Origin of the sequence: Micromonospora sp. LOL_024 (assembly GCF_048060415.1) — a bacterium.
In the GTDB taxonomy this organism is placed as follows: domain Bacteria; phylum Actinomycetota; class Actinomycetes; order Mycobacteriales; family Micromonosporaceae; genus Micromonospora.
Window position 1 is genome coordinate 15,171 of sequence record NZ_JBHMIS010000029.1, and the last position, 26,631, is coordinate 41,801.

Sequence of the window (26,631 nt, forward strand, 5' to 3'; positions counted from 1 at the left end):
GGGACGGTGGCGCGGTGACGACAGCGGACGACCGGGCGCTTCGGGCGCTTCGGGCGGGTCGACGTAGGTTCGCCACGCTGAGCCGTTCGGTGACCCTGTTCCGGGCGTTCCTGGTGGAGCAGACCGATCCCGACCACTTCTACGGGCTGCTGGCCGCCGACTCGGTACGCCAGGTCTGCGGTTACACCGCGTTGGACGGCCGGACGGTCCTCGACGTGGGTGGCGGGCCGGGATACTTCGCCGCCGCGTTCCGCGCGGCCGGTGCCCGATACGTCGGGTTGGACCCTGACGTGGGTGACTTCTCCGCCGCCGCCGGTGAGTCGTCGGCGGGGATGCTGCGGGGCAGCGGCACCGCGCTGCCGGTCCGCACCGGAAGCGTGGACGTGACGTTCTCGTCCAACGTGGTGGAACACGTCGCCGAACCACCCTGGATGCTCGACGAGATGGTGCGGGTGACGCGGCCGGGTGGGCTGCTCTTCGTGTCGTACACCCCCTGGCTGTCGCCGTGGGGCGGGCACGAGACCGCACCCTGGCACTACCTCGGTGGCGAGCGGGCCCGCCGCCGCTACGAACGGCGGATGGGACGAGCGCCGAAGAACCGGTTCCGCGAGACGCTCTTCCCGGTCTCGATCGCCGACACGTTGCGCTGGGCCCGGTGCAACGTCGACGTCGACGTGCTGGACGCCCTGCCGCGCTACCACCCGTGGTGGGCGCGGTGGGTGATCAAGGTGCCCGGCGTTCGGGAGGTGGCGGCTTGGAACTTCGTTCTCGTACTGCGCCGGACCGGGGCACGACAGCCTGGCGCGGTAGCGGAGAAACAAAGCTGACCGGGGGTCGCATTGCTATGTGACCAGGTAGTAACCTCGCGGCAATCTCACCGATCGACATCGACGAAACTGAGCTCCTCAGGGAGGAAAACATGAAGCACCGCGCCGTGGGTGCCGTGCTGTTCGGCGGCGGCGTACTGCTCCTGGCGCTCGCCGCCGGGCTGGTGTTCGTCGTCAAGCCAGCGATGACCAAACTGCCCTACGACCTGGATCCGGCGACCTCCGTGGCCGAGGCCAAGGGCGCGACGTTCCTCCAGATCACCGATGGTGCGGTCGCCATCAACCAGGCCGATCTCGCGTCCACCGTCCAGGTGACGCCGGAGCGGGACAAGACCGCCGCACTCAGCGGCGACCTCGCCGGCGACAGCGTGGTCTGGCGGGTCGGCCAGACCGTCGAACGGACCGACACCAAGGCGCTGGTCAGCGCCTACGGCGCCGAACTGGCGCTGGATCGGGTCTCCGGCGCGGCCGTCGAATGGAACGAGCAGTTCCTCGACGAGAGCGGCAACCCGGAGAAGATCTCCTTCGCGGGCCAGGTGTACAAGTTCCCGTTCGGTTCCGCGCAGGGCAACTACGAGGTCTTCGACCGGGACCTGCGCCAGACCCGGATGGCGGAGTTCAAGGGCACCGAGGACGTCGACGGCCTTGAGGTCTACCGCTACGAGCAGATGATCACCGACGAGAAGCTGCCGCTGGCCGCCGACCGGGTGGCCCTGCTGCTCGGTGCGCTGGCTCCGGGCGCGAACGCGGGGGACGTGGTCTACAGCAACACCCGTACGGTCTGGGTCGACCCGGTCACCGGTTCCTACGTCAACGTTCGTGAGCAGCAGAAGAAGGTGCTGGTGCCGAACGTCGGCACGCCGGTGACGCTGCTGGACGCGGATTTCTCCTACAACGAGGAGACCGTGTCCTCATCGGTGGAGCGGGCCAAGGAGAGCCGTGGCCAGCTCAACATCCTCGGTGTGTTCGCGCCGCTCGGGCTCGCCGTGCTGGGTCTGGTGCTGCTCATCGTGGCGTTGCTGGTCTCGCGCGGCCGTACCCCCGCCGCCGTGGCCGCCCGGCCGGGCGCGGACGCGGCACCGGCCTCGGACCCGGCGCCGACCCGCGTCGACCAGCCCGTGGTGCGGGACGACGAGCGGGCGGCGGGGCTGTTGACCGACGAAATCCCGCCCGCGTCGACCAACTGGAAGTCCGACGAGCCGACGGTGCCGAGCCAGCGGCCCGCCCAGGACGAGTCGGAGAAGAAGTGACCGGCTGAGTAGCCGAACCGTGTGCGGAGGGCGGGCCCGACGGGTCCGCCCTCCGGCGTCGGCACACCTGACCGACGAACTCAGAGTCGGGCGAGCGCCCGACGTAGCGGGTCGAGCCCGAGCGCGCCCAGGTCGAGCGCCTGCCGGTGAAACTCCCGGAGGTCGAAGTCGGCGCCCTGGCGGACCTTGGCGTCGTCGCGGGCCTGGAGCCAGATCCGCTCGCCCACCTTGTACGACGGCGCCTGCCCCGGCCAGCCCAGGTAGCGGTTCAACTCGAAGCGCAGCATCTCGTCCGGCACCCGGCAGTGTTCCCGCAGGAACTCCCAGCCCAGCTCCGGTGTCCAGCGCTCACCCGGATGGAAGGCGAACGGGTTGTCCTCGGGAATTGTCAGCTCCAGGTGCATCCCGATGTCGACGATCACCCGGGCCGCCCGGAACGCCTGACCGTTCAGCATGCCGAACTTGTCGCCCGGATCCTCCAGGTAGCCCAGCTCGTCCATCAGCCGCTCGGCGTACAGCGCCCAGCCCTCGCCGTGACCGGGAACCCAGCAGAGCAGCCGCTGCCAGCGGTTGAGCAGCTCTGCCCGGACAGCGGTCTGCCCGATCTGGAGGTGATGCCCCGGGACTCCCTCGTGGTAGACGGTGGTCACCTCACGCCAGGTGGAGAAGTCGGTGACGCCCTGCGGCACCGCCCACCACATCCGGCCCGGCCGGGCGAAGTCCTCGCTCGGGCCGGTGTAGTAGATGGAGCCGTCGCTGGTGGGTGCGATCATGCACTCGATCCGCCGGACGCGCTCCGGAATGTCGAAGTGGGTCCCGTTCAGGTCGCTGATCGCCCGGTCGGCCAGCTCCTGCATCCAGTCGCGGAAGGCGTCCTTGCCCCGGATGGTGCGGGTCGGGTCGGCGTCGAGCGCGGCCACCGCGTCGTCGATGGTGGCACCGGGGCCGCAGATCTGCGCGACGACCGTCCGCATGTCGGCCTCCAGTCGGGCCAGCTCCGCGAACCCCCAGGCGTACGTGTCGTCGAGGTCGACCCGGGCGCCGAGGAAGTACTGCGCGGCCAGTTCGTAGCGCTCCCGCCCGGCGGCCTGCTTCTCCCGGCCGCGCGGGGCAAGCTCGGTGCGCAGGAACTGGCCGAACTCGGCGGTCGCCGCAGTGGCTGCCGCCGCACCTCTGCGCAGTTCGGAACCGAGCGAGCCGTCGGCGCCGAGCCGCTCGACCAGCCCGTGGAAGATGTTGTCGCCATCCGGGTTTACCCAGATGTCGCACTGCTTGGCCACCTCAAGCAGCTGCGCCCGCGAACTGATCCGCCCGGCGGCGGCCGCCTCGCGCAGCGTCGTCTTGTACGCCTCCAGCGCGCCCGAGAAAAGGTTGAGCCGGCTGGCGATGTTGGCCCGCGCCTCGTCGCCGTCGGTAGGCATCAGATCGAAGACCATCCGGATCTCGTGCAGTCCACTGGTGATGACACTGACCTCGCTGGTCGTCTCGCCGGCGGCGTAGCGGTCGAGTTCCAGGCCCAGCCGCTCCTGCATCGCCTCCCGGGCGGTGCGCTCGGACTCCGTGTCCGGCTGGGTCGCGTCGAGGTCGGCCAGGGCACGTCGGGCCAGCTCGGCGCGGGCGGCGTACCCCTCCGGTGAAAGATCGTCCAGCCGGTCGTCGTGGCCGGCGATGCCGACGTGGGTGGCGCCGGTCGGGCTCAGCTCTGCCCAGTCGGCCACATAGCGGTTCGCGAGGTCGTCGATTCGTCCCACGCTGCGTACCCTACGCGAGGCGGCCGTGCCGGTGGTGCGCGTCGCCCACGGGTCAGGGCAGCAGGTCGGCCGGGCCCAATGGAGTGGTTTTGTGGTGCGCGACACGATGCCCGAAATTCGCACGACAATATCCTGTCCCAGGAGCAGAGTGTCAGGGGTGACAGCGGATTTCACCCCTGACCGGCCGGCGCTTCGGAGCTGGCTGCCCGGCTTCGTCGCCCTTGCCGCGATCTGGGGTTCCAGCTTCCTGTTCATAAAGGTCGGCGTCGCGGAGCTGCACCCGCTGCACCTCACCCTCTACCGCGTCGCCGCCGGCGCGCTGACCCTGCTCGTGGTGCTCGTCGTGCTGCGGGACCGGCTGCCTCGCGATCCGCGGGTCTGGGGTCACCTGACGGTCATCGCCGGCTTCGGCGTTGCGTTGCCGTTCACCCTCTTCGGCTACGGCGAGCAGCGGGTCGAGTCGATGCTTGCCGGCATCTGGAACGCCACCACCCCGCTGGTCGTGCTGCCGCTGGCGGTCCTGGTCTTCCGCACCGAACGACTGACCGCACGCGGCGCGGTCGGGCTGGGGCTCGGCTTCGCCGGGGTGATGGTGGTGCTCGGCGTCTGGCAGGGCATCGGCGGGGCACACTTCATCGGCCAGGTCATGTGCTTCGGCGCGGCGGCTTGCTACGGCCTCGCCATCCCCTACCAGAAGAAGTTCATCGCCGGCCGGAAGCTGTCCGGGTTGTCGCTGTCAGCGGCCCAACTGGTGGTCGCCACCATCCAACTCGCCGTCGTGGCGCCGATCGTGGCCGGCCCGCCGCCGTTGCCGACCGCGCTGTCACCCCGGGTGCTCGCGGCCGTGCTGGCGCTCGGCGCCCTCGGCACCGGGCTGGCCTTCGTGATCCACCTACGCAACATCAGGATCGTGGGGGCGTCGGCAGCGTCCACCGTGACCTACCTGATCCCGGTCTTCGCGGTGCTGATCGGGGCCGTCGTGCTCAATGAGCGGCTCACCTGGCACCAGCCGGTCGGCGCGCTGATCGTGCTGCTCGGCGTCGCCGTGTCGCAGGGCCTGATCGGCCGGCGGGGTCGGCGGGTGACACCGGCTGTGGGCGCTGCGGCGGCACCCGTCGTCGAGCCTGCCGTCCGCTGAGCGGGTCCGGGGCGGGCCCAGGGCAACGTCAGGTCTGCGTCCAGGCGACCAGGTCGCCGGCCGACCAGGTGTTGACCACGCGGTCGGCGGGGACGCCGCAGCGGGCCGCCCGCTCGCAGCCGAAGCGCTGCCAGTCGAGCTGGCCCGGGGCGTGCGCGTCGGTGTTGATGGCGAACAGACAGCCGGCCTCCAGCGCTCGCCGGATCAGCCGCTTCGGCGGGTCCTGCCGTTCCGGGCGGGAGTTGATTTCCACGGCGGTGTCGTGCTCCACGCAGGCCGCGAAGACGGCGTCAGCGTCGAAGGTGCTCTCCGGGCGGCTCCGTGCGCGGTGCCCCCGATCACCCGGTCCGGTCACCCCGGTCGGCCGGGACAGCACCATCCGGCCGGTGCAGTGGCCGAGGATGTCCAGGTTCGGGTCGGCGACGGCAGCCAGCATCCGGCGGGTCATCTTCGCCCGATCGTCGTTCAGCCCGCTGTGCACCGACCCGACCACCACGTCCAGCCGGGCAAGCAGCTCCTCGTCCTGGTCGAGCGAGCCGTCGGCGAGAATGTCCACCTCGATCCCGGTGAGAATGCGAAACCCCTCCGGCAGCGCCTCGTTCAGCTGTGCCACATGGTCGAGCTGGCTGCGCAGCCGGTCCGCGGTCAACCCCCGAGCCACCTTGAGTCGGGGTGAGTGGTCGGTCAGCACCAGGTACTCGTGGCCCAACTCCACCGCGGCCAGCGCCATCTCCTCGATCGGAGACCCGCCGTCGGACCAGTCGGAGTGGGTGTGGCAGTCGCCGCGCAGGGCGTCCCGCAGGCCGGCGGCCTCGGCGTCCAGGTCGGTGCCCTCCGTCGCGACCAGCCGGCGAAGGTAGACCGGCTCCTCGCCGGCCAGCGACTCGGCCACACAGCGGGCGGTCACGTCGCCGACCCCGGCCAACTCGGTGAGCTTGCCGACCCGGGCTCGCTCGGTCACCTCCGCGCTCGACATCGCGGCCAGTGCGCTCGCCGCCGACCGGAAGGCGCGTACCCGAAAGGTGGCCTCGTTCGCGCGTTCCAGCAGGAAGGCGATCCGGCGTAGGTCGGCGATGGGATCGCGGGTCATGGGTTGCAACCTACGCGCCCGCGCCGCCGGGCGCGGGACGACCGGCGGCGCGGGGACGTTGTGGGTACGGGGGTCAGGTGTACGGCAGCCGCACGAGTGAACGGTCGCCGACACCGAGGGTGGTGGAGTTGTTCCCGATCGCGGACCAGACCTCCACCCGCACGGTGCCGCCGCGCAGGTTGCCCAGGGCCCCGGTGGTCGAGTGCAGTCCCGCCGCCTGCGTGTAGTGCTCCCAGCCCGGCACCGGGTCGGTGGCGAAGTAACGGTACGTCTCCACCCGCTCCCAACTGCCGTCGCCGGTCAGGTCGTACGAGATCCGGGCCTGTACCCCGTTGCCGACCGACTGGCCGGCGTCGAGGAGGAGGTCGAACGCGGTCTGGCCGCCGTTGTGGTTCAGGTTCAGCCCGGTCGCGGTGAACGTCACCGGATTGGTCGGCGTGCCGTCGTGGTTGGTGCCGCCGGCACTGGCCACCGTGCTGGTGCCGGCGGTGCCGGCCGCGCCCAGGCCACCGCCGGACAGCAGGTAGCGGACCGGCGCGCTGGACGGCGGGTCGGTTGGTGTCGGAGTCGGGGTGGGCGTCGGGGTGGGCGTGGGCGTCGGAGTGGGCGTGGACGTCGCAGTCGGGGTGGGCGTGGGGCTGGGGCTCACGCCACCGCCGCCGCTGCCGCCGGTCCAGGTGTGCGCACCGCTGGTGGCGGTACGTCCGGCTGCCACGTTCAGGTGGGTGCCGTCGGAGAACCGTACGCTCAGTGGCGAACTGGAGATGTTGCTGGCCACGTAGGTCCGGGCCCCGTTGCGGTTGAACACGGCGGCCAACGGGTGGTTGGCGGTGATCCCGGTGTCGACCCGGCCCAGGGCGGCCAGGTTGCGGACCCAGTGGAAGGTGTGCGCCCGGCTCTCGCCCTCCTCAGGTGGGTAGCCAGGGTTGGCACGCAGCTTCGTCAGCGCGGCGTCGGCGTCGCCGAGCGCCAGGAACTGCCAGTGGATGTCCTGCCACACCGTCGGCTCACCGCCGTTGTTGCGGACCAACTCCGCGTACTTGGTCGAGTTGTAGTTCGGGTGGTGTCCCAGGTAGAGGTGGCCACCGGTGACGGGCAGCAGGTTGATGCCCTGGATCATCTCCGGCTCGGCGCTGAACCAGGTGGCGTACGCACCGCCGTCGCCCCAGACCATGCCCACGTTGGAGTGCCCGAACGCGGCGGGGAAGTTCTCGTCGTCGACGTCGAACCAGTACTCGTGGATCGCCGCCGCCTGGGTGGTGTAGAGGTAGATGCCGGCGTCGCGTACCGCGGTGTTTCCGGTGGCCTGCCCCCACTGGATCAGGGCGTTGGCGAAGTTCATCCCCTCCGATGACGACTCCTGGTTGTTGCCGCTGGCGAACGCGCCGTGCCCGGCCGCCCAGTCGTGGCCGGCGTAGATGTCGAAGTCGCGCAGGTACGGGAAGCGGGTGTCCGCCCGGTCGTAGTTGTTGGCGTCCCGGATCAACAGGTCGATCATGCCGCCGTACTGCTCCTGTCGAGCCCAGGCGGGGTCGAACTTGGCCAGCGTAGCGGCGGCGGCGATGTAGTAGCCGTAGTGGAAGTGGTGGTCGTTGAGTTCCTGGTCGGAACCGTACGAGGCGGGGTAGCCGATCAGCGTGCCCCACCGCTCGTCGTAGTAGAAGAGCCGCTCGGTCTCGCCGGGTGAGGCGGTGAGCCAGTCGTTGAGCGTGGACCTGATCACGTTCAGCGCCGAGGTCCGCGTCTCGGCGTCGCCGACCAGGTCGGCGATCTCGGCGATCCGGGCCGCCCGGCCCAGCCCCTTGCCGGTCCAGTAGGTGTCCCCACCGCGTTGGTCCATCGGGTCGCTCCGGACCGCCGCCAACTGCTGGCGCAGCGTGGCCAGGTCGGTGCCGGTGCCGGTGGCGACGGCGGGCAGCTCCGGCAGTACCCCGTGGAACTGCATCGAGGTGCGGAACTCGCCGACGCCGGTGACCACCTTCATCCGGCCGCGCGCCGACGGGTAGGTCGGCGTGATCGGGGTGACGCCGGCGAGAGCCTTCCACTGGTGCGGGTAGAGGCTGACCACCGTCCGCGTCTCGCTGCCCTCGCGTGGCGTGGTGGTGAAGGTGTAGCGGGTCTCCACCCGGTTGGTCGCCTGGTTGTACGTGTAGCCGACGCGGGTGCCGGTGACGTGGGCGTGGGCGTACTGACGGTAGGTGGTGGCGAGTTGGGCGCGGGCCGCGCTGTCGCCGGTGGCCGGCAGCAGCGCGACGGAGAAGTAGCCCCGCCCGGCGAGGGAGGACGCGATCCGGTTGCCGCTGACGGTCCAGTTGGCGCCGGTCGGCGCGTACGCCACGTAGTCGTGGCCGCGGACGGTGAAGCCGATGGTGGATCCGGTGTTGGACCAGACGGTGGGGGTGCCGCCCGTCGCGTTGATCACCGCGTCGCCACCGCTGCTGCGGAAGTACGCGAACGGCAGACCGTGGCCGATGGTGGCACGCAGGGTGCGCGACCCGTCGCTCCAGTAGGGGGTGACCGTCCAGTCCGTCCAGTCGTCCACCAGCACGTTGGGAGCGCCGAGCCCGGCCACCGCGACCCGGATGTCCTCGACGTACGGGTACTTGAACTCGCCGACGCCGGTCGCGGTGCCGGTGATGGTGGGCGTGGAGGTGGCGGAGAGGCCGAGACCGTCGGTGACCGGCTGGTACGCGACCGGGTGCGCGTGCAGCGGCTCGCTGAAGGTGCAGTTCAGCCGCTTCCAGAGCAGCGAGGACCACCAGTCGTTGGTGGGTACCGGACCGGGTGGGGCGGTGCTGGTGGCGAATTGCCGGGGGTTGGTGGTCAGGTTCCCGCAGCCGCCGGGGAGCGGGCCGACGGGGGTGGTGGTGTAGCTGCCGGCGCCGACCGGGGCGGCCTGCGCCGCGGATGAGGTGGTGGCGGCCATGCCGCCGAGGACGAGGGCCGCGGTGGCGGTGGCGGCCAGGAGCCGGTGGTGGGGGCGGCGTGGGACGGGAGGTCGCATCTTTCCTCCATCGCGTGCCGGTCCGGCCGCGCCGGTCGGCGCACGCTTCGTCGGTGTTGTCAGAAAAGTCCGAGAGAGCGCTCTCTCAGTAGTTCACCGGACGGTAGTTCACCGGCAAGAACTGCGTCAATCTTTCCGACTGATGAAAGCAGATGACGCGACACCGTCTGCCGACGCGCCCGCGACACACCCGCTAGCCCGCCGGTGGCCTCGCCGGACAGCCGTGCTCACGGTGCCAGGCGGCGACCTCGGCCGCCGGCTCGCGGTTGCCGCCCCTGCGCCACGAGTCGAGGTACGGCGCCGGCCAGACGACGCCCCGACGGATCCACCAACCGTCCTCGCCCAGACACGGCGGAGAGATGCCGAAGTGCAGGTGACAGACGTTGTTGGCGTTACCCGTCCGGCCCAGGGTGCCGAGCTGCTGACCGGCCCGCACCCGTACCCCCGGATCGATGCCCGGAGCGATCTCGGTCAGGTGCGAGCCGTAGTAGCGCACCCCGTCGTCGCCGAGCACCGACACCGACAGGCCACCGTTGTACGGCCCCTGCGGGCCCCGCTTGTCGTACCGGTCACGGCGGCTGACCTCACCGACCGTACCGTCGGTGACCGAGACCACCGGCTCGCCGCAGTCGGCGAAGATGTCCGTTCCCGGATACGCCGAGTGGGTCGGGTGGTAGGCCACCTTCGTCGCGCGTACCGGAAAGACGTGCGGCAACCCCTCCCGGGTCGGCGCCGGCGCCGCCGTCGCCGCCAGCTGACCGGCGGTGCCCGGCGTCGTACCGGTCGCGGCCGGCGTACCGGTCGCGGCCGGCGTGCCGGTCGCAGCCGTCGGGCCGGAAGCCGGCTGCGCAGCGCCGGCACCGCAGCCGCCGGCCGCGAACACCGACACCAGCAGCAGCGCGGACGCCCGGCGACATCCGATCGTCAGCGAGACCACCCGGACATCCTGACAGACTGGGTACGGTGGACGGACATCCGTCCACACGTGGGAGGAGTACGGGCACCGATGATGCCGTACAACCCGTCGGGTCTCTTCCCCGCCGGCCGGCCACCCCGCCCCACCTACCGCGAACCCCACCCGGTGGGCGGCGCCAGCGTCGCAGTCGGTGCCGTAGGGGCGGCCGCCTGGCTGGGCCTCTTTGGCCTGCTCGGGCGCAGCCTCGCCGGGTACGCCTGGTGGACGCTGCTCGCCGGCGGCCTGGCCGGGCTCGCCGCTCTGGTGCTGGTCCGGTACGGCGACCGAGGGGCCGCCGCCGGGGTCGCTATCGTCACCGCCGGAGGTTTGAGCATCGCCACCGCCGCGGCCCTCACCCGGTGGGTGACCAGCGGAGACTGGCCTCTCTGGTAGCTCCACCGGCGACGACTGCGGTGCGTCGTCGTGCACGCACTGAAACCCGTCTTGACTGGATCGCCGTAACTCGGCACTCTCCCGGTATGGCCTGGACCACTCCGCGGACGGACCCCGACCGGAGCCGCCGACGCCTTCAGCTGCTGGCACAGTTGGCGGATGCGCGCTCGGTGCGCGAACGTGAACGGCCGCAACGGGCCCGCAGCGAGCAGCTGCGCCAGTTGATCGCCACCCGTCGTCGGCTGGCCGGCTGAGCGCCGCGTAGATCCTCCCCCAGGAATGACCGGCCCTTCGGGGCGTTGACCGGTCGCCTGCCGACCCGACCGGCTAACCTGCACGCTTAACGGGTCGGCGTGTGATGTGCCGAGGCAACTTGGGGGAACCGTGTCGTACTTCGCTGCGGCCGTGCTGCGCGAAAAGCGCGGCTGGACGGCCGCCGAGCTGAATCTGCGGGGCACCGCAGACGTCGACGAGGTCGCCGATCGACTGCGCGACGCCGCTCCGGACGCCTACCTGTCGCTGCTGTTCGTCGAGGCGGACGACACCTACCTCGTCATCCTGCGGCTCGACGAAGGCGAGGACCTGCGGGTATTCGGCTCCGACTCGGCGTACGCGGAGGAGTCCCGGTTGGGTGCCCTGCTGGTCGGTGACCTCAAGACGTCGGTGACCGGACTGGACGATCCGGAGGAGCCGCGCCCTGCCGCGACGGGTGGTGACGACACCGAGCAGCCCGCCGTCGATCCGGAGGCGGACCCGGTGGGCGAGGCGGACCTCCTCACCGACCTGGGCATCCCCGCGCAGCGGCTGCTGTCGCTCTGCGCCCACGAGGGAATGATGCCGGCCGACGTCACCGCCGAGATCTGCCAGGTGCTGGGCTGCGTCGACGAGGTCGAGGAGCTGCGTGAGGTCTGAGCCGGCAGGCGGTGCTGGGTCGGCCGACGTGACCGACCCGGCGCTGGAAACGGTGCGGCCGGATCAGCCCACGCCCGGCTCGCCCGACCGGGCCGGGCCGCGGGCGGACGAGGGCGTGGCCGACCCGACCGGCACCGGCCGGCGGAAGCGTCACGAACTCTGGATGCGCCGGGCCATCGAAGTCGCGGTGACCGGCCCGGACGCCGCCGCACCGCCCTCGGTGGGCGGTGCGTCCCGCCCGGCCGTCGGCACCGCGACGACCGCGGGTGGTCCTGACCTGTCCGGCGACGTGCCGGTGGGTGCGGTGGTCTACGGACCGGACGGCCGCGAGCTGGCAATCGGCCGCAACGAGCGGGAGCTGACCGGCGACCCGACCGCGCACGCCGAAGTACTCGCGTTACGCGGCGCGGCCCGGCGGTTGGGGCGCTGGCGGCTGGACGGCTGCACCCTGGTGGTGACCCTCGAACCCTGCACCATGTGCGCCGGCGCAACAGTACTGGCCCGGGTCTCGACCGTGGTCTTCGGCGCCTGGGAACCGAAGACCGGCGCCGCCGGTTCCCTCTGGGACATGCTGCGCGACCGCCGGCTCAACCACCGCCCCGAGGTCTACGGCGGCGTGCTGGAGACCGAGAACGCCGCCATCCTGCGCGCCTTCTTCCGCTGAAGATCTTCCCGTCGATCTAGGGCGTATCGCCGTGACTGGATCTCCTTCGGCGACGATTCGCCCTAGATCGACGAGCAGCGAGAAGCGCTTCGATGATCGACGAGGGGTCGTAGAGGTCGGCGGCGGTGGCGTAGTGCACGAGCCAACCCTGGCGCTGGAGCCAATTGTGGCGGGAACGGTCGCGCCTCAGGCGGTTGGCGTCGAGGTGAGACGAGCCGTCGTACTCCACCGCGATCAGATGGTGTGGGTCGCCGAGGTCGAGGCGGTAGCGGAGGCGGCCGGCCTGGGGCACAGGAAACTGCGGTACGAAGCCGGTGATCCCAGCGTCGTGCAGTATCAGTCGAAGTAGCGTTTCCTGCCGGCATTCCGCCCGACCGTCGGCGAGAGGCACCAGCTCTCTGGCCTGCCGTACGCCCCGCAGGCCGTCGTGACGCGCCACTTCGGCAAGCAGCTCGGCGCTGTCCACGGCCCCGGCGAACAGGGCGGCATCGAGCACGGGCAACGCCTGCCGACGAGGCAACGTCCGGGCCAGGTCTACCGCACACCGGGCCGGCGGGGCGCAGGGAAGCCCGAGTACCCGGATGACGTGGTCAAGCGGGAGTACGGACTGGTGTGCAATCACCCCTCGACGCTGTGGAAATGGGGTCGTCGCCGGGGCAAGCACGTGAATCTTCTGGCTTTGAGCGACACCGAAACCGTGCAGCTGTGCGGCGCTCTGGAAGCCCAGCACCACCAACGGTGATGCGGCGCGCAGCGCACAGCGCGCCCGACTCAGGAGCCCTGGCTCGTCCGGTCCGGGGACGTAATAGCCCTGGTGTACCCGGTGCAGGTAAGTCGTCCGGCTGGCCCGCCACCGGATGGCACCGGCGGAAAGCCCCTCATCGCGCAGCTGGCTGAACTGCTTGGGAGGCAGGCCCATCGGAATCTGCCGGGGAAGGGCCGCCGCCTGCGCGTAGAGATCCATGGCCGGTCACTCTGCCCACCAAGCCCTTCCGCGCTCCGCCCCGTCCGCGCGCCCTGTGGACAACCAGCACCCCTGTGGAAAACCCCCACCCCCACCCCATACCTGCTATGGACGGCGCCCTCGCCTCGTCGATCTAGGGACTATCGCTGTCGTTGGAGATCAACTAGCGACGATTAGCCCTAGATCGACGAGGCGGGGTGAGGTCGGGCGCTCAGCTCAGGTGGTGATGGTGTCCAGGGCGATCTCCACCATCTGGCTGAACGTCTGTTCGCGCTCCTGGGAGGTGGTCTTTTCGCCGGTCTTGATGTGGTCGCTCACCGTCAACAGCGTCAGGGCGCGAGCCTTGAACCGGGCGGCGATGGTGTAGAGCGCCGCCGACTCCATCTCCACCGCCAGCACCCCGTACTCGGCGAGGCGGTCGTAGAGGTCCGGCCGGTCCGTGTAGAAGGCGTCCGCGGCCAGGATCGGCCCGACCCGCATCGCGACGCCGCGCCGCTCGGCCACCTCGACCGAGGTACGCAACAACCCGAAGTCGGCGACCGGGGCGTAGTCGATCAGCCCGTCGAAGCGCATCCGGTTCATGTTCGAGTCGGTGGACGACCCGATCGCGGCGATCACGTCCCGCAACTGGAGGTCCTCGCTGAGGGCGCCGCACGAGCCCACCCGGATCAGCGACTTCACGCCGTACTCGTTGACCAGTTCGTGCGCGTAGATCGAGGCCGACGGCATACCCATGCCGGACCCCTGCACGGAGACCTCGACGCCGTTCCAGCGGCCGGTGAAGCCCAGCATCCCCCGGACCGTCGAGTAGCAGTTCGCGCCTTCGAGGTAGGTCTCCGCGATCCACTTGGCCCGCAGGGGGTCACCGGGCATCAGGACCCGCTCGGCAATCTCGCCCGGCTTCGCGCCGATGTGCGTACTCATGGCAGAGATCCTGCCAGGCCGGCCTGGCAGGGACCGGTTCGGTGTCGGAACCGGTGGTCCTGTACCCTCGTCGGCGGTGGCGTGTCCGAGCGGCCTAAGGAGCACGCCTCGAAAGCGTGTGAGGGTTTACGCCCTCCGAGGGTTCAAATCCCTCCGCCACCGCTCCTGAACAGCGAGAACGCCCGGCACGGTCCGTGAGGATCGGCCGGGCGTTTCCGTTTCCGGGTGGCTGATCAGTCGAGGACGGCCCATTAAGGCAATCCGGGGTGAGGATGCAGGGTCAGCAGGGGCCGTGGCCCTCGACGAAGAGGCGGTGTGCCCAGTCGGCGTACCCGGCGATGACCTTGCGGACCGTGTGACCGTCATGCAGGAACAGGTAGGCGCGATCGCCGTCGCGGGCGAGTAGTCCGTCGAAGCGGTGTGTCCCCTGTGGGGCACGCAGTTGGCTTACGGACGGATAGCTGGCCTTGACCTCGGCGAGTGGCGTGCCGGCCGCGATGCCCTCCGGGGTGCGGACCGGGTCGTCGGCCCAGAGCAGCACCAGCCGGTCGTCGATGAAGATCGGGCTGATCAGGGCGTGCCCGGCCAGCGTCGGACCGCAGGCGTCTACGTCGGTGCGGAGTATGCCGCGCCTGGTCAGCTCGCTCTCCGTGTCGCCGAATTCGACGTCGGTGAGGCCGTCGCGGTCGACGACGGCGACCGTCGCGACCGGTTCGGGCACGGCGATGTTGCCCGGTGGCACGGGCCCGCTGGCTGAGATCGAGGCAGCAAAGAGCAGTGCGGCGATGAAGCCGAATTGTCGCAATTTCATGGAATCCCCCAGTCCCCAACGTGACGGGGGCCAGGAGGTTATTGCCGGGCTTCCCATTCGTCGGCCAACTCGTCCCAGTAGTCGGCGCTCAGCCCGCGTCGCCCGTGCGCGAGCCACCCTTCGGTGTTCCGCTCGACATGTAGGCCCAGCTCGGCGAAGGGGTCGATCCACTGGCCCGGTTCCGCGCCCAGCTCGGTCAGCGCCGCGTTGATCGGCCACTCGGGGCGCGGCCCGTCGAACGCCGCGTCGAAGCGCGGTCCCCAGGCCAGCGTGCCGCCCACCCAGACCGCCGCCGCCTGGTGCCCGGCCCCGCCGACGAACTCCGCCTCGACGTACGCCAGTGGGCCGCGCCGGGACCAGTGGGCCAGCACCTCGGTCAGCGTGGCGGAGAGGACGAGGGTGAAGGGCTGCTCCGGGCCGGGTTCGTCGGCCGCGTAGTCCGGCGGTGTGCCGATCAGCTCCTGCACCAGCTGCGGCGTCAACGGGAGTAGGTCGAAGTCCTGCCGGAGCGCGCCGAGGACGGCATGATCCAGCTCGCGGGTCTCCTCGCGCAACAGCCCGGCGTCCGCGATGACCGCGCTGAGCTGGTAACTCACCCCGCGTCCACAGCCTGTGGATAGAACATGTGTACGACGGAAGTCAGGTCTTGTCGACTTCGGTGACGAAGGCGCGCCAGGCGGCCGGGGTGAAGACCAGCGCCGGGCCGGTCGGGTCCTTCGAGTCGCGTACGCCGACCAGGCCGGGCAGGTTGCCGGCGACCTCGACGCAGTCGCCGCCGTTGCCGCTGCTGCGGCTGCTCTTGCGCCACCGGGCGCCGTTCAGCCTCGTGGCTGCGCTGAACTCCATGACTGCGCCACCTCCCTGATCAGGTCGACCGACTGCCAGTGCGAGAGCGTCTCGCCGCGCACGTTCTCCCACGCGGCAAGTATCGCCGCGATGTCGGCCTGTTCGCTAACCACTTGACCCTGGAGTTGGTTGTCGAGGTAGCCGGCGATGCGGTGGTCGGCGGCGGTGGCCAGCACGAACGGGCCGTTCAGTCCGGCGTATTCGCCCACTGTGGACGGCACCACGTGCACCCGGATATGCGGCTGGGTAGAGGCGTCGGCGAGCGCGAGCAGCTGCTCACGCATGGTGGCCGGGCCGCCGACCGGGCGACGCAGCACCGCCTCGTCGAGCACGACGGTGAGCTGTGGCGGCTCCTCCCGGTGCAGGATCAGCTGGCGGGAGATGCGGTGGGCGACCAGCCGTTCCACCTCACTGCGGGGGATCAGGCCGCCGCCCGTGAGTACGGCGCGGGCATACGCCTCGGTCTGGAGCAGGCCAGGTAGCACCAGGGGTTGGTACGAACGCAGCGTTGTCGCCTCGCGTTCGATCTCCTGCCAGGGGCGGAACCAGACCAGCGCACGACGTCTCGAAATGTCCGGCCAGATGTCCGAGACAGTCTTGCTCAGCGCATCTGCCGCCGTCAGGCGATGCCGGGCGTGCGGTATCCGGTCTTCGAGCAGCCACCGGCTGACCGTCTTCGGGTCGACGCCGACTCGTTCCGCGAGCGATTCGATCGTGAGCCCGGTGTCCCGCAGCGCCACCCGGAGCGCATGGTTCGTTGCCTCTCCCATCGGATGTCTCGAATATTCGGTGACCATACCGATACGCGATGTAGTTGTCTCGTCACCTGCGTCAAATTGGGGTATCGACGGCGTGGCTTGTTCCGGTTCATCCCCCTTGACCGGCGGTCACGTGCGTCGGGGGGCCGCCGTCCGGGCGAGCATCCACGGCGGCCCCCATCCACTCACTCGACGCGCTGTTGAGCTGACCGCACAGACGGTTCAGTCAGCCGGCGACGCGGAATCGGGGCGACCTGTGCCAAACCACACCACGAGCCTGCCGGCGGCCGATCCTCGGTTCAGACACGCCGTCGGGCGGGGTGCCGTCGGATTACATCCGTGCCGTCGACCTGACCCGTGCCAATGCGGTGGCTCGATCGTGCCGGGGGAGATGTTTCTGCTGACCCGCGCGGCGTCCCCGCAGTTCGTCCGCCCGATCACCATCCGGGTCATCCGGCACCGCACCGACCGGACCACCTACGACGGGTGGACCTGGATCGAGTGCTACCAACTCGACGCCCCGGGGCGAGACGGTCGAGCGCCGCGAGCTGTTCGTGATGCCGGCCGGCCTGATCCCACCCGCTCCGGCTGCATCGGCTTCGGCCGGTGCCGCCGGGACGGTCCGCCGATGAATCGCCGTCGCCCGGAACACGCGCCGTCCCGCCCGACGTGGCGCTGCCGGAGCTGCGGTATCGCATGGCCGTGCAGCGCGGCGAAGCTACGGCTGCTGGGTGAATACCGGGATGATCGGACCGCACTGCTGGTGCACCTCGCGACGCTGTACGCGGAGGCCACCGCGCAGCTCGATGACCCGACGTCGGCGGTCGGGCTGTTCGACCGCTTCGTGTCCTGGGCGCGTGCGCGGGGGTGAGGAGGCTGTCCGCCTACGGTCAGCGGGAGCCGGACCGGGACGGACCTGCGGGGCGGTGGTCCGACCGGGAGCCGCCAGCGTCGCCGGCGGCTCCCGTCCCCGTATCGTTTAGCGGGGCCCTGCTCAGCCGGCTACTGCGATCTGCTGCGGTGGGTGCTTGCCGGACCGGGCGACCAGGATCACGGCGGCGGCGATCCCCAACCCGGCGACGCTCAGCCCGAGGACCAGCCAGGACGGGCCGACGGGGTAGTAGTACTCGCCCGGGGTGAAGGCGCTGTGCACGGTGAGCAGGCCGCCGTCGTCGTCGACGCCGCCGGCGCGGAACACCCGCAGGGCGTTGCCGTGCAGGGCGACCGTCGGTAGCGCCAGCGCCAGCAGGGCGATCCCCCAGAGCCCACTCGCGGTCACCCGCCGTCCGGGCGGTGCTGCTGCCATCCGGTACGCGACGGCCGCCGCGACCAGCCAGCCGACGACCAGCCCGACGGCCGCGCCGCCGACGACCAGGGGCAGGAATGCGGCGGTCCGCATCGGCCCGGCGTCGACCGAGACGCCTCCGCCATCATCGGCGATGAGCCCGTGTACCTGGATGACCAGGCCGTCCGACTCGGCGTCGAACTGCGTGCCGCGCAACGGGACCTCGGTGGTGGTCCCGTCCGCGCCGACGGTGACCCGAAGCCCGGAGACCGCGGTGAGCTCGGAGACGGACCAACCTTCGTCGGCGAACCGCTGCCGGACCTGCTCGCCGTCCCACGTGGCTGCGACCCACTCCGTCGCGTTGGTCCGCGTGGCGTGCCAGTTTGTCTCCACGCGGTACTGGCTCGGCTCGCCCACTCCGCCGGCCAGCTGCGTCAGTCGGGCCACGCCGGCTTCGTCGGGCAGGTCGGCGAATGTCTGGGCGCCGAGCCAAGAGCCGGCGGCGGCACCGAAGCCGCCCATGGTCAACGCGGTGAGCAGCGCCGCGATCGTCATGAACGGTCGGCCGGCCGGCAGCCGGAACCGCAGCCGCAGGCCGCTGGCGATCAGATGCATAGCTTCACCGGTACGCGGGCGGCGCTGCCCCGGTTCGGCCATCTCCAGCAGCGTGGTGATCACCTCGGTGCCGTGCCGCCGCCGGTGCCGACGCGGATAGGCGAGCAACAGCGCGCGGTAGCCACACTCCAGGCGGTCGTCAGCGGTCGGCCAGGCGGTGGTGCTGCGGTCGGGGGCTGGCCAGGCGCCGGTCATCTGGTCACCAGGCCGAGGGTATGGGCGCTGACCGTGCCGAAGATCAGTGCGCCGCCGAGGCGCTTGCCGAGCTGGACCTCTGCCGCCGTGGCGTGGCGGCGGAGGCGCTCGATCTGGACCTGGAGGGCGGCGGCCCCGGTGTCGCTGAGCCGGTAGTAGCGGCGTAGCCGCCCCTCGACGGCCTCCTCCCGGTCGACGGTGACCAGGCCCTGCTCGGCCAGCCGGTCGAGGGCGCCGTAGAGGGTGCCCGGTCTCAGCTTGACCTCGCCCGCAGACAGTTCGTCGACCGCCCTGATCACCCCGTAGCCGTGCAACGGCTGTGCGGCCAGGGCCGTGAGGATTAGAAAAGTAGGTTCCTGCATGCGGTCGATGCTACGGTCACCGTTATATACCGTCTACCGTTCATTGCGGGTAGTGGTCACCCCTGCGTCCACAGACTGTGGATGGAACGTGTGTACGACGGGTGGGCAACCAGGATTGCCCGTCGGGTGCAAGGATGACTCCGATGGTGCCCGAGACGGTGCCACCACGGGGCATCTGTCACATCCGGAAACCACATAGAGCCCGGCGCAAACGCGCCGGGCCGGTCGTCGCCGGGCTGCTTCCTCGTGCCCATCAGCACCTCGACCGGCCTGATTCCAGGCCGGTCACCCCTCAGGGAGCAAGCATGCAGGAGAATCGTTCACACCGCCGCCAACTGTTCCGGGCCGCAGCGGTCACCGCCGGTGCCGCCGTCACCGCGCCGGTGCTGGGCGGCATCGCGCCCGCCCAGGCCGCCGCCCTCGCTGCGACCGGCGCGATCCCCTGGGTCGGCCCGGCCGGCTCGGGGGCCACCTTTGAGGTGAACGAGAACCTGGGCGCTCAGGCGGCCATCAATGCGGCGCTGGGCACGGGCAGCCGGCGTGCCGTGTACGTCGCACCCGGCAACTACAACCTGAAGGCCCCGGTGGTACTTGGTGACAAGCAGGCCCTGATCGGTGCCGGCCCGCTGGTCACGATGCTGACCGCGGCCTCGGGATTCAGCGGGGCGGCCCTGGTTGTCAACCCGTGGTCCGGTGCCCAGGCCGCCGCGACCCGGCAGTGCGTGACCGACATCGGACTCGACGGGGCGAGTCGGGCGGCCAACGGGGTCAACTTCCAGATGAACACCGCGCCTGGTTCGTTCGGGCCGGACCCGGCGCCCTGGCTGACGCGGGTCTTCGTCACCCGGACCACCGGCGACGGTTTCCTGTTCGGTGGCACGTACGCGGGTGGGCAGCGGGAGTTCAAGATCACCGACTGTCGGGTCGAAAACGCGGGTGGCTGGGCATACAACTTCCAGGCGTCGGACGGATTCATCAGCGGCTGCTCGGCCCAGGGCTGCAAGGGTGGCGGTTACCTCCTCGGCGGTGGCAACATCAAGATGTGGGGCAGCAAGGCGTACGGCATCGGCACCGCGACGGATCCCGCTCCCGCGTTCCGGATCGATTCCTCGCGCGCGACCGTCGTCGGCTGTGAAGCCCAGGACACCGCGGGCAACGGTTTCGAGGTCCTCGCCCCGAACTCCACGCTCTCCGGCTGCACCGCGGACTCGACGGGGATCGGCAGCAGCGACACCGGGAATGAGAACTCGGCGGGCTTCTACGTGGCCGCGTCAGCGGTGAGCGTGGAGGGCGGCTCCTTCCAGCGGGCCAACGGCGGCGCGAAGTGGATCGTCTCCGGGGCGGGCATGCGGTCTGCCCTCTACGTGGCCGGCGGCGCCGACTATCTCTCCGTACGGCTGGTCACCGGGCCGAACCGGCCGGCGCCGTTCCAGAACCTGATCACCGGTACGGTCGGCGCCAACTCGTCGGTCTCGGTCCTCGGCTGACTCCGGACCCGCCGGTGAAGGACATCGGGTAGCGACGAAGGAGGGCCGGTCCCGTCGGGGGCCGGCCCTTTCGTGGTGCTGCTCAGGTGAGCGGAGGATACGAGATTCGAACTCGTGAGGGTGTAAACCCAACACGCTTTCCAAGCGTGCGCCCTAGGCCTCTAGGCGAATCCTCCGCCGATCAGGATACAGGTCTCCACCGACCCGCCCACCCCACCACCCCCTGAAGATCCACGGTGGGTCGGGTAGGCTGGAGCCACCTCCCGTGCGGCGGTATCTCGTGAACCTCCCCAGGGCCGGAAGGCAGCAAGGATAAGCGAGCTCTGCCGGGTGCACGGGGGGCCTTTTTGTCTCGTGCCCACGCGGGCCCGCCCCTGCGGCGGCGTTGATCGACTCCAGGTCGCCGACGTGGGGGTGTCCCGAGCATCGTGATGCCGCCATACCCGCGGAACGGAGTTGATCAGCACTGGACTGCGCCGCTCCGGCGGCGGGGTGGGTGGTCAGGCGGGGCGGGGCGGCGCAGAATGGCTCGGTCGAGAGGAGGCGGGACGCCGTGACACTGGCGCTCTACCGCAAGTACCGCCCGCGTACCTTCGCCGAGGTCATCGGGCAGGAGCACGTCACCGAACCGCTGTCGCAGGCGCTGCGCAGCGGGCGGCTGAACCACGCGTACCTCTTCTCCGGCCCGCGCGGCTGCGGCAAGACGTCCAGCGCCCGCATCCTGGCCCGCTCGCTCAACTGCGAGCACGGCCCCACCCCGGAGCCCTGCGGCACCTGCGACTCCTGCCGATCGCTCTCCGGCGACGGAACCGGCTCGATCGACGTCATCGAGATCGACGCGGCCAGCCACGGCGGGGTGGACGACGCCCGTGAGCTACGCGAGAAGGCGTTCTTCGCGCCGGCCAACAGCCGATTCAAGATCTACGTCATCGACGAGGCGCACATGGTCTCGTCGGCCGGCTTCAACGCCCTGCTCAAGCTGGTCGAGGAGCCGCCCGAGTACGTCAAGTTCATCTTCGCCACCACCGAGCCGGAGAAGGTCCTCGGCACGATCAAGTCGCGGACCCACCACTATCCGTTCCGGCTGATCCCGCCGAAGACCCTCCGGCCGTACCTTGAGCAGCTCACCCAGGCCGAGGAGGTGCAGGTCGATCCGGCGGTCTTCCCTCTCGTCGTGCGGGCAGGTGGTGGCAGCGCCCGGGACAGCCTCTCCGTGCTCGACCAGCTCATCGCCGGTGCCGGCCCCGAGGGCGTGACCTACGCCCGGGCCGCCGCACTGCTCGGCGTCACCGACGCGGCGCTGATCGACGAGATGTGCGACGCCCTCGCGGCCGGGGACGGCGCCGCCGCGTACGCCACCGTCGACCGGGTCGCCGAGGCCGGGCACGACGCCCGCCGGTTCGCCGCCGACCTGCTGGAACGCCTGCGTGACCTGATCGTGCTCCAACAGGTGCCGGACGCCGCCGGCAAGGGCCTCATCGACGGGCCGGACGACCAGATCGAGCGGATGGCCGCCCAGGCCCAGCAGCTCGGCCCGGGCACCCTGTCCCGCTGCGCCGACATCGTGCACGACGGCCTGGTGGAGATGCGGGGCACCACCGCGCCCCGGCTGCTGCTCGAACTGATCTGTGCCCGGATGCTGCTGCCCGGCGTCGACGACACCACCGGCGGGCTCCTCCAGCGCCTCGAACGCATGGAACGCCGGCTCACCCTCGCCGGCACCGATGTGCCGCCGGCCACCGCCGACTCCGCACCGTCCACCAACCCCCCGACGGTACGCACCCAGCCTCCCGCCGCGGCCGCGGCTGCCGCCGCGACCAGGGCCGAAACCGGCGCGGTAGCGCCGGCTACCGCCACCGGCGCGCCCGCACCCGGTGCCCGCGACGGCGCGCCGGCGCCGGCCGTTTCTGGCGCGGCGAGGGACGGTACCGCCAGGACGGGCGGTGGGACGGACTCGGGCTCCAGCGTCGGCACGAACGGGCCCCCCGGCGGACCTGGTCCTTCGAGCCGATCGGGGGGGAGTCAGGACGGTGCGGTCGCCGGGACGGCCCCGCCCCGGCGACCGGTACCCGCATCGGCCGTCATGCCCGATCCGGCGACCCCGGAACCGCCCCGCCCCGGTGCGGTGACCCAGGGCGTGCTGGACGCGGTCGCGGTGCGGCGGGTATGGCCGGAGGTGGTCGGCAAGGTGAACCGGAGCAACAAGCGGATCGCCGCGCTGATGCGCGACGCGGTCGTCCGCGACCTCGACGGCGACACGCTCGTGCTCACCGTGAAGTCCGGCGTGCTGGCCCGGATGATGTCCGACCACGCCCAGGTGCTCACCGACGCGCTCTACGAGGAGTTGGGCGGGCGCTGGCAGATCCGGTGCGAGGTGGCCGGTGAACGTGGCGGGATTCCGCCGGGCAGCCCTCGCGTCCCGTCCCGTCCCGCCCTTGATGCCGACCCGGACGCCGCCGGTGCCGGCCGGGGCCCGGACACCGTCGGCCCGACTCCGGTAACCGGTGCCGCCCCGAGCGCGGGCGGTTCCGATGGCTTCGAGCCTGCCCTTGCCCCGTCCACCCGGACTGCCAGTGTCAATGCGGGTGCTGGCGACGCGGGCGATGCTACCGCCGCCGCGGACACCCAGGAGGACTGGCCGGAGCCGGCCCGCCCTGGCGGTTCCGCATCGACCCCGGCCGCCCCTGCCGGGGGTGACCTGGACGGCGGGTGGCCGGAGGCGGCTCGCCCCGGAGGTTCGGCTGCGCCTCCCGTGGTTTCCCCGGCGGACGGGGCCGGCGTGTCGACGAGCGGCCGGGCCGGTGCCCCGGTGGGTTGGGCCGGTGCTTCGGGTGGTTCGCCGGGCAGGTCGGGGGCGGCCGTCCCGCCGCAGCAGGGCGCGGTGACCAACGGCACCGGTGGCGCCCCGGTGAGCAGTGCGATCGCGGCGGCTCGGGCGGCGGCGGCCGGCCGGGGTGTGCGTACCGCTCAGGGGGCGCGCCGGACCGCGGACGTCGAGTTCGCCGGCGAGCCGCCGTACGATCCCGATTTCGACGGCCCGGTGCGCGATGGCGTGGGACGTCCCGGCGGCGTCCAACGGACTGCCGTTCCTTCCTACGAAGGCTTCGACCCGGGCGACGAACCGCTCGACGAGATCATCGACGAGAAGACCGCCCGCGAGTCGAGCGAGGAGCAGGCCGTCCGCCTCCTCCGCGAAACCTTCGGTGGCGCCGAGAAGATCACCGACTGATCCCGCCGTCGATCTAGGGCAGTTCATCGTTTCTGGAGATCGACTCACGGCCATTCCCCCTAGATCGGCGTGTGAGTGCGGCGGGGGAGTGCGGTGGCGGGGGTGGGGTCGGTGGGGAACGTTAGGGTGGCGGCGGCAGCGTAGGCGAGTTGAGGGAGTCATCGTGCGGCCTGGTGGACAGCCGAACATGCAGCAGATGCTGAAGCAGGCGCAGAAGATGCAGCAGCAGATCGCCAAGGCGCAGGCCGAGCTGGCCGAGGCCGAGGTGACCGGCACCGCCGGCGGCGGCCTGGTCACCGCCACCGTAACCGGTTCCGGTGAGGTCAAGGGCATCAGAATCGACCCCAAGGCGGTCGACCCGGACGACGTGGAGACGCTGGAAGATCTGGTTGTCGCCGCGCTGCACAACGCCGCCGAGGCGGCCCGGGAGCTGACCGAGCAGAAAATGGGCCCGGTCACTGGCGGGATGGGCGGCCTCGGCCTGCCCGGGTTCTGAGCTCCCGGATGTACGAGGGCGCGATCCAGGATCTGATCGACGAGTTGGGGCGGCTGCCGGGCGTGGGCCCGAAGAGCGCCCAGCGGATCGCCTTCCACGTGCTGTCCGCCGATCCGGCCGACGTCAACCGGCTGGCCGGGGCGCTGCGAAAGGTCAAGGAGCTGGTTCGCTTCTGCACCAGCTGCTACAACGTCGCCGAGTCCGACCAGTGCCGGATCTGCCGCGACCCGCGCCGTACCGGCGAGGTGATCTGTGTGGTCGAGGAGCCGAAGGACGTTGTCGCGATCGAGCGGACCGGTGAGTTCCGCGGCCGGTACCACGTACTCGGTGGGGCGATCAATCCGTTGGAGGGCATCGGGCCGGACAATCTGCGGATCCGCGAGTTGCTGGTCCGGCTCGGCGGCGGTGAGGTCCGTGAGCTGATCCTGGCCACCGATCCGAACACCGAGGGCGAGGCGACCGCCACCTACCTCGCGCTGATGGTGAAGCCGATGGGGATCGCCGTGACCCGGTTGGCCAGCGGGCTACCGGTCGGCGGTGACCTGGAGTACGCCGACGAGATCACTCTGGGCCGGGCCTTCGAGGGACGCCGGGCCGTGTGACGGTCGAATGGTCGGGTGGCACCCACGTCCGCTGAGCCCGGTGGGGCAGTCACGTGCGACGCGAGGGAACGGACGCGGCAGGAGCGGGACAGCCGGCATCGCCTGCTGTCTGACGCCGCCCAGGCCGTGAGAGGCGCCGGCCGGTGGTATGACACTGGCGCTAGTAAGCCGTTCAATCGATGTAACAGAATGATCTCGATTGTATGAGTCTGTTGTGGGGGTTTGTCCGTTAGCTCGAAGGTCCGTGTTCCCAGTGCCAGGCACTAAGGACACGATCCGGTACCAAGAGCTTCCCGCGCCGTTTCCGGCCGGTCCGAACGGGAGCTATGGTCACGGCCATCGGTGACCCTGTCACCACGTTGTCCGTACCCCCTAGGACGAGGTGAAGCACCATGCGTGCATCCAGGCCGAAGGTCGCTATCGCGGCCGTGGCGGCCGCGGCCCTCGCGGTAGCAGGCTGTGCCGAAAGCGACCGTGAAGGTTCCAGCGGTAGTAGCAAGGACACCCTCGTCTTCGGCGTTGCCGGAGACCCGAAGGTGCTCGACCCCAGCTTCGCCAGTGACGGTGAGTCGCTGCGCGTCGCCCGTCAGGTGTTCGAGACGCTGGTCCGCCCAGAAGAGGGCGGCACCAAGGTCAGCCCCGGTCTCGCCGAGTCCTGGGAGCCGGACGCCGCCGGCACGACCTGGACGTTCAAGTTGCGTTCCGGTGTGAAGTTCCACGACGGCACCGACTTCAACGCCGAGGCCGTCTGCGCCAACTTCGACCGCTGGTACAACGCCAAGGGTCTGATGCAGAGCCCGGACGTGACCGCGTACTGGCAGGACGTGATGGGTGGCTTCGCCGCCAACGAGGACGACACGCTCGGCGAGAGCCTCTTCAAGTCCTGCACCGCCACCGACCCCACCACGGTCAGCCTGGCCTTCACCCGGGTCTCCAGCAAGATCCCGGCAGCCCTGATGCTGCCGTCCTTCTCGATCCACAGCCCCACGGCGTTGCAGGCGCACGACGCCAGCAACGTCTCGGGCAGCGCGGACGACATCACGTACCCCGCTTACGCGACCGAGCACCCGACCGGTACCGGTCCGTTCAAGTTCAAGGCCTGGGACGTCCCGAACAAGACGCTGACCCTGGAGCGGAACGAGGACTACTGGGGCGAGAAGGCCAAGCTGAAGAGCCTGATCTTCAAGACCATCTCGGACGAGAACGCCCGTAAGCAGGAGCTGCGTTCCGGTGGCATCCAGGGTTACGACCTGGTCGGTCCGGCTGACGTCGAGCCGCTCAAGGGCGAGGGCTTCAACGTCCTGACCCGCCCGGCCTTCAACATCCTCTACCTGGCGATCAATCAGAAGGGGAACCCGAAGCTGGCTGACCTGAAGGTCCGGCAGGCGCTGGCCCACGCGGTCAACCGTCAGGCCCTGGTCGATTCGAAGCTGCCCCCGGGTGCCCAGGTTGCGGTCAACTTCTTCCCTGACACCGTCGAGGGCTGGAACGGCGACGTCACCAAGTACGAGTACGACGTCGAGAAGGCCAAGACGCTGCTGGCCGAGGCCGGCGCCTCGGACCTGACCCTTCGGTTCCACTACCCGACCGAGGTCACCCGGCCGTACATGCCCAACCCGAAGGACCTCTTCGAGCTGGTCTCGGCGGATCTCCAGGCGGCCGGCATCAAGATCGAGCCGATCCCGCTGAAGTGGAGCCCGGATTACCTGAACGCCACCACCTCCGGCAACAAGCACGACCTGCACTTCCTCGGGTGGACCGGCGACTACGGCGACGGCTACAACTTCATCGGCACCTTCTTCGACCGGCAGAAGGACGAGTGGGGCTACGACAACCCCGCCCTGTTCGAGAAGTTCAGGCAGGCGGACACCACCGCGGACCCGGCGGCCCGGGTGGCGCTCTACAAGGAGATCAACGCCGACATCATGAACTTCCTGCCCGGTGTGCCGATCTCGCACTCGCCGCCGGCGATCGTGTTCGGCAAGGACGTGACCGGGGTCAAGGCAAGCCCGCTCACCGACGAGCGGTTCGCCACCGCCGAGTTCAAGTCCTGATCTGAAGCACAGACCGCGG

Annotated in this window: 25 protein-coding genes, 2 tRNA genes and 1 other RNA gene; 15 read left to right on the forward strand and 13 right to left on the reverse strand. The window is 70.5% G+C overall.

The window, feature by feature from the left end; translation table 11 throughout:
- The first annotated feature begins 14 nt into the window (after nucleotides 1-14).
- A complete protein-coding gene (locus tag ACFHWY_RS22725; protein ID WP_416582270.1) occupies nucleotides 15-827 on the forward strand; it encodes a class I SAM-dependent methyltransferase in 813 nt (270 codons plus the stop codon).
- 92 nt (nucleotides 828-919) lie between these two features.
- Entirely contained in the window at nucleotides 920-2,077 is a 1,158-nt protein-coding gene (locus tag ACFHWY_RS22730; RefSeq protein WP_416582271.1) for a DUF3068 domain-containing protein, read from the forward strand.
- Nucleotides 2,078-2,157: 80 nt separating this feature from the next.
- On the opposite strand, the gene ACFHWY_RS22735 is transcribed toward ACFHWY_RS22730, so the two are convergent.
- Nucleotides 2,158-3,828: a DUF885 domain-containing protein gene (locus ACFHWY_RS22735; protein ID WP_416582272.1), complete on the reverse strand. Its 1,671-nt coding sequence runs from the start codon at nucleotides 3,826-3,828 to the stop codon at nucleotides 2,158-2,160.
- A 157-nt stretch (nucleotides 3,829-3,985) separates the two neighbouring features.
- On the opposite strand from ACFHWY_RS22735, the gene ACFHWY_RS22740 reads away from it, so the two are divergent.
- A complete protein-coding gene (locus ACFHWY_RS22740; protein WP_416582273.1) occupies nucleotides 3,986-4,966 on the forward strand; it encodes a DMT family transporter in 981 nt (326 codons plus the stop codon).
- A 28-nt stretch (nucleotides 4,967-4,994) separates the two neighbouring features.
- Here the strand turns inward: ACFHWY_RS22740 and ACFHWY_RS22745 are convergent, their stop codons facing one another.
- The 3 genes from ACFHWY_RS22745 to ACFHWY_RS22755 all read right to left on the reverse strand — a co-directional run bounded on the left by ACFHWY_RS22745 (nucleotide 4,995) and on the right by ACFHWY_RS22755 (nucleotide 10,138).
- Entirely contained in the window at nucleotides 4,995-6,056 is a 1,062-nt protein-coding gene (locus ACFHWY_RS22745) for a PHP domain-containing protein (protein ID WP_416582274.1), read from the reverse strand.
- Nucleotides 6,057-6,129: 73 nt separating this feature from the next.
- Nucleotides 6,130-9,060: a glycosyl hydrolase gene (locus ACFHWY_RS22750; protein WP_416582275.1), complete on the reverse strand. Its 2,931-nt coding sequence runs from the start codon at nucleotides 9,058-9,060 to the stop codon at nucleotides 6,130-6,132.
- A 193-nt stretch (nucleotides 9,061-9,253) separates the two neighbouring features.
- Nucleotides 9,254-10,138, reverse strand: a complete 885-nt coding sequence (locus tag ACFHWY_RS22755; protein WP_416582276.1) for a M23 family metallopeptidase — start codon at nucleotides 10,136-10,138, stop codon at nucleotides 9,254-9,256.
- Between ACFHWY_RS22755 and ACFHWY_RS22760 the strand changes: the two genes are divergently transcribed.
- The 4 genes from ACFHWY_RS22760 to ACFHWY_RS22775 all read left to right on the forward strand — a co-directional run bounded on the left by ACFHWY_RS22760 (nucleotide 10,067) and on the right by ACFHWY_RS22775 (nucleotide 11,984).
- On the forward strand, nucleotides 10,067-10,408 hold the full coding sequence (locus ACFHWY_RS22760; protein WP_416582277.1) for a hypothetical protein: 342 nt from the start codon (nucleotides 10,067-10,069) through the stop codon (nucleotides 10,406-10,408). The two genes, ACFHWY_RS22755 and ACFHWY_RS22760, sit on opposite strands and share 72 nt — an antisense overlap.
- Before the next feature lie 86 nt (nucleotides 10,409-10,494).
- Nucleotides 10,495-10,662: a hypothetical protein gene (locus ACFHWY_RS22765; protein ID WP_416582278.1), complete on the forward strand. Its 168-nt coding sequence runs from the start codon at nucleotides 10,495-10,497 to the stop codon at nucleotides 10,660-10,662.
- Between the two features lie 130 nt (nucleotides 10,663-10,792).
- Complete coding sequence (locus ACFHWY_RS22770; protein WP_416582279.1) at nucleotides 10,793-11,320, forward strand: tRNA adenosine deaminase-associated protein; 528 nt, start codon at nucleotides 10,793-10,795, stop codon at nucleotides 11,318-11,320.
- Between the two features lie 163 nt (nucleotides 11,321-11,483).
- Nucleotides 11,484-11,984 (forward strand): nucleoside deaminase, encoded by a 501-nt coding sequence (locus tag ACFHWY_RS22775; protein WP_416582308.1) that lies wholly within the window; start codon nucleotides 11,484-11,486, stop codon nucleotides 11,982-11,984.
- Between the two features lie 16 nt (nucleotides 11,985-12,000).
- Here ACFHWY_RS22775 and ACFHWY_RS22780 read toward each other — a convergent pair whose 3' ends face one another.
- Both ACFHWY_RS22780 and deoD read right to left on the reverse strand, forming a co-directional pair.
- The gene (locus tag ACFHWY_RS22780) at nucleotides 12,001-12,948 is read right to left on the reverse strand and encodes a hypothetical protein (protein ID WP_416582280.1); all 948 of its coding nucleotides are present in this window, start codon (nucleotides 12,946-12,948) and stop codon (nucleotides 12,001-12,003) included.
- Between the two features lie 216 nt (nucleotides 12,949-13,164).
- A complete protein-coding gene (gene deoD, locus ACFHWY_RS22785; RefSeq protein WP_416582281.1) occupies nucleotides 13,165-13,872 on the reverse strand; it encodes a purine-nucleoside phosphorylase in 708 nt (235 codons plus the stop codon).
- Nucleotides 13,873-13,947: 75 nt separating this feature from the next.
- Here deoD and ACFHWY_RS22790 point away from each other — a divergent pair.
- Nucleotides 13,948-14,034 (forward strand) — tRNA-Ser (locus ACFHWY_RS22790).
- Between the two features lie 118 nt (nucleotides 14,035-14,152).
- On the opposite strand, the gene ACFHWY_RS22795 is transcribed toward ACFHWY_RS22790, so the two are convergent.
- The 4 genes from ACFHWY_RS22795 to ACFHWY_RS22810 are packed head-to-tail and all read right to left on the reverse strand — an operon-like array spanning nucleotide 14,153 to nucleotide 16,299.
- On the reverse strand, nucleotides 14,153-14,683 hold the full coding sequence (locus ACFHWY_RS22795) for a hypothetical protein (protein WP_416582282.1): 531 nt from the start codon (nucleotides 14,681-14,683) through the stop codon (nucleotides 14,153-14,155).
- A gap of 38 nt (nucleotides 14,684-14,721) precedes the next feature.
- A complete protein-coding gene (locus tag ACFHWY_RS22800; protein ID WP_416582283.1) occupies nucleotides 14,722-15,279 on the reverse strand; it encodes a hypothetical protein in 558 nt (185 codons plus the stop codon).
- A gap of 43 nt (nucleotides 15,280-15,322) precedes the next feature.
- The gene (locus ACFHWY_RS22805; protein WP_416582284.1) at nucleotides 15,323-15,529 is read right to left on the reverse strand and encodes a DUF397 domain-containing protein; all 207 of its coding nucleotides are present in this window, start codon (nucleotides 15,527-15,529) and stop codon (nucleotides 15,323-15,325) included.
- Nucleotides 15,502-16,299, reverse strand: coding sequence for a helix-turn-helix domain-containing protein (locus ACFHWY_RS22810; protein ID WP_416582285.1), 798 nt, complete (start codon nucleotides 16,297-16,299; stop codon nucleotides 15,502-15,504). The genes ACFHWY_RS22805 and ACFHWY_RS22810 overlap by 28 nt, the downstream gene beginning before the upstream one ends.
- 379 nt (nucleotides 16,300-16,678) lie before the next feature.
- Between ACFHWY_RS22810 and ACFHWY_RS22815 the strand changes: the two genes are divergently transcribed.
- Entirely contained in the window at nucleotides 16,679-17,158 is a 480-nt protein-coding gene (locus ACFHWY_RS22815; RefSeq protein WP_416582286.1) for a hypothetical protein, read from the forward strand.
- A gap of 123 nt (nucleotides 17,159-17,281) precedes the next feature.
- Here the strand turns inward: ACFHWY_RS22815 and ACFHWY_RS22820 are convergent, their stop codons facing one another.
- Nucleotides 17,282-18,382, reverse strand: a complete 1,101-nt coding sequence (locus tag ACFHWY_RS22820; protein ID WP_416582287.1) for a hypothetical protein — start codon at nucleotides 18,380-18,382, stop codon at nucleotides 17,282-17,284.
- The gene (locus ACFHWY_RS22825; protein ID WP_416582288.1) at nucleotides 18,379-18,744 is read right to left on the reverse strand and encodes a PadR family transcriptional regulator; all 366 of its coding nucleotides are present in this window, start codon (nucleotides 18,742-18,744) and stop codon (nucleotides 18,379-18,381) included. Before ACFHWY_RS22825 ends, ACFHWY_RS22820 begins: the two co-directional genes overlap by 4 nt.
- 305 nt (nucleotides 18,745-19,049) lie before the next feature.
- Here ACFHWY_RS22825 and ACFHWY_RS22830 point away from each other — a divergent pair, with 305 nt between their 5' ends.
- Nucleotides 19,050-20,231 carry a right-handed parallel beta-helix repeat-containing protein gene (locus ACFHWY_RS22830; protein WP_416582289.1) on the forward strand — a complete coding sequence of 394 codons (1,182 nt, stop codon included), beginning with the start codon at nucleotides 19,050-19,052 and terminating at the stop codon, nucleotides 20,229-20,231.
- A 91-nt stretch (nucleotides 20,232-20,322) separates the two neighbouring features.
- On the opposite strand, the gene ACFHWY_RS22835 is transcribed toward ACFHWY_RS22830, so the two are convergent.
- Nucleotides 20,323-20,407 (reverse strand) — tRNA-Ser (locus ACFHWY_RS22835).
- Nucleotides 20,408-20,488: 81 nt separating this feature from the next.
- Between ACFHWY_RS22835 and ffs the strand changes: the two genes are divergently transcribed.
- The 5 genes from ffs to ACFHWY_RS22860 all read left to right on the forward strand — a co-directional run bounded on the left by ffs (nucleotide 20,489) and on the right by ACFHWY_RS22860 (nucleotide 26,612).
- Nucleotides 20,489-20,578: signal recognition particle sRNA small type (ffs, locus tag ACFHWY_RS22840), an RNA gene on the forward strand.
- A gap of 206 nt (nucleotides 20,579-20,784) precedes the next feature.
- Nucleotides 20,785-23,460 carry a DNA polymerase III subunit gamma and tau gene (locus ACFHWY_RS22845; RefSeq protein WP_416582290.1) on the forward strand — a complete coding sequence of 892 codons (2,676 nt, stop codon included), beginning with the start codon at nucleotides 20,785-20,787 and terminating at the stop codon, nucleotides 23,458-23,460.
- A gap of 187 nt (nucleotides 23,461-23,647) precedes the next feature.
- Nucleotides 23,648-23,956 carry a YbaB/EbfC family nucleoid-associated protein gene (locus ACFHWY_RS22850; protein WP_416582291.1) on the forward strand — a complete coding sequence of 103 codons (309 nt, stop codon included), beginning with the start codon at nucleotides 23,648-23,650 and terminating at the stop codon, nucleotides 23,954-23,956.
- A gap of 8 nt (nucleotides 23,957-23,964) precedes the next feature.
- Entirely contained in the window at nucleotides 23,965-24,558 is a 594-nt protein-coding gene (gene recR, locus ACFHWY_RS22855; RefSeq protein WP_416582292.1) for a recombination mediator RecR, read from the forward strand.
- Between the two features lie 392 nt (nucleotides 24,559-24,950).
- Entirely contained in the window at nucleotides 24,951-26,612 is a 1,662-nt protein-coding gene (locus ACFHWY_RS22860; protein ID WP_416582293.1) for an ABC transporter substrate-binding protein, read from the forward strand.
- The last annotated feature ends 19 nt before the right edge of the window (nucleotides 26,613-26,631 follow it).

Coding starts and splice junctions, on each gene's coding strand:
- ACFHWY_RS22830 (WP_416582289.1), top strand. CDS start 19,050: ATGCAGGAGAATCGTTCACACCGCCGCCAACTGTTCCGGGCCGCAGCG.
- ACFHWY_RS22775 (WP_416582308.1), top strand. CDS start 11,484: ATGCGCCGGGCCATCGAAGTCGCGGTGACCGGCCCGGACGCCGCCGCA.
- ACFHWY_RS22795 (WP_416582282.1), bottom strand. CDS start 14,683: ATGAAATTGCGACAATTCGGCTTCATCGCCGCACTGCTCTTTGCTGCC.
- ACFHWY_RS22760 (WP_416582277.1), top strand. CDS start 10,067: ATGATGCCGTACAACCCGTCGGGTCTCTTCCCCGCCGGCCGGCCACCC.
- recR (WP_416582292.1), top strand. CDS start 23,965: ATGTACGAGGGCGCGATCCAGGATCTGATCGACGAGTTGGGGCGGCTG.
- ACFHWY_RS22730 (WP_416582271.1), top strand. CDS start 920: ATGAAGCACCGCGCCGTGGGTGCCGTGCTGTTCGGCGGCGGCGTACTG.
- ACFHWY_RS22765 (WP_416582278.1), top strand. CDS start 10,495: ATGGCCTGGACCACTCCGCGGACGGACCCCGACCGGAGCCGCCGACGC.
- ACFHWY_RS22810 (WP_416582285.1), bottom strand. CDS start 16,299: ATGGGAGAGGCAACGAACCATGCGCTCCGGGTGGCGCTGCGGGACACC.
- ACFHWY_RS22820 (WP_416582287.1), bottom strand. CDS start 18,382: ATGACCGGCGCCTGGCCAGCCCCCGACCGCAGCACCACCGCCTGGCCG.
- ACFHWY_RS22815 (WP_416582286.1), top strand. CDS start 16,679: ATGTTTCTGCTGACCCGCGCGGCGTCCCCGCAGTTCGTCCGCCCGATC.
- ACFHWY_RS22750 (WP_416582275.1), bottom strand. CDS start 9,060: ATGCGACCTCCCGTCCCACGCCGCCCCCACCACCGGCTCCTGGCCGCC.
- deoD (WP_416582281.1), bottom strand. CDS start 13,872: ATGAGTACGCACATCGGCGCGAAGCCGGGCGAGATTGCCGAGCGGGTC.
- ACFHWY_RS22745 (WP_416582274.1), bottom strand. CDS start 6,056: ATGACCCGCGATCCCATCGCCGACCTACGCCGGATCGCCTTCCTGCTG.
- ACFHWY_RS22825 (WP_416582288.1), bottom strand. CDS start 18,744: ATGCAGGAACCTACTTTTCTAATCCTCACGGCCCTGGCCGCACAGCCG.
- ACFHWY_RS22850 (WP_416582291.1), top strand. CDS start 23,648: ATGCAGCAGATGCTGAAGCAGGCGCAGAAGATGCAGCAGCAGATCGCC.
- ACFHWY_RS22805 (WP_416582284.1), bottom strand. CDS start 15,529: ATGGAGTTCAGCGCAGCCACGAGGCTGAACGGCGCCCGGTGGCGCAAG.
- ACFHWY_RS22860 (WP_416582293.1), top strand. CDS start 24,951: ATGCGTGCATCCAGGCCGAAGGTCGCTATCGCGGCCGTGGCGGCCGCG.
- ACFHWY_RS22780 (WP_416582280.1), bottom strand. CDS start 12,948: ATGGATCTCTACGCGCAGGCGGCGGCCCTTCCCCGGCAGATTCCGATG.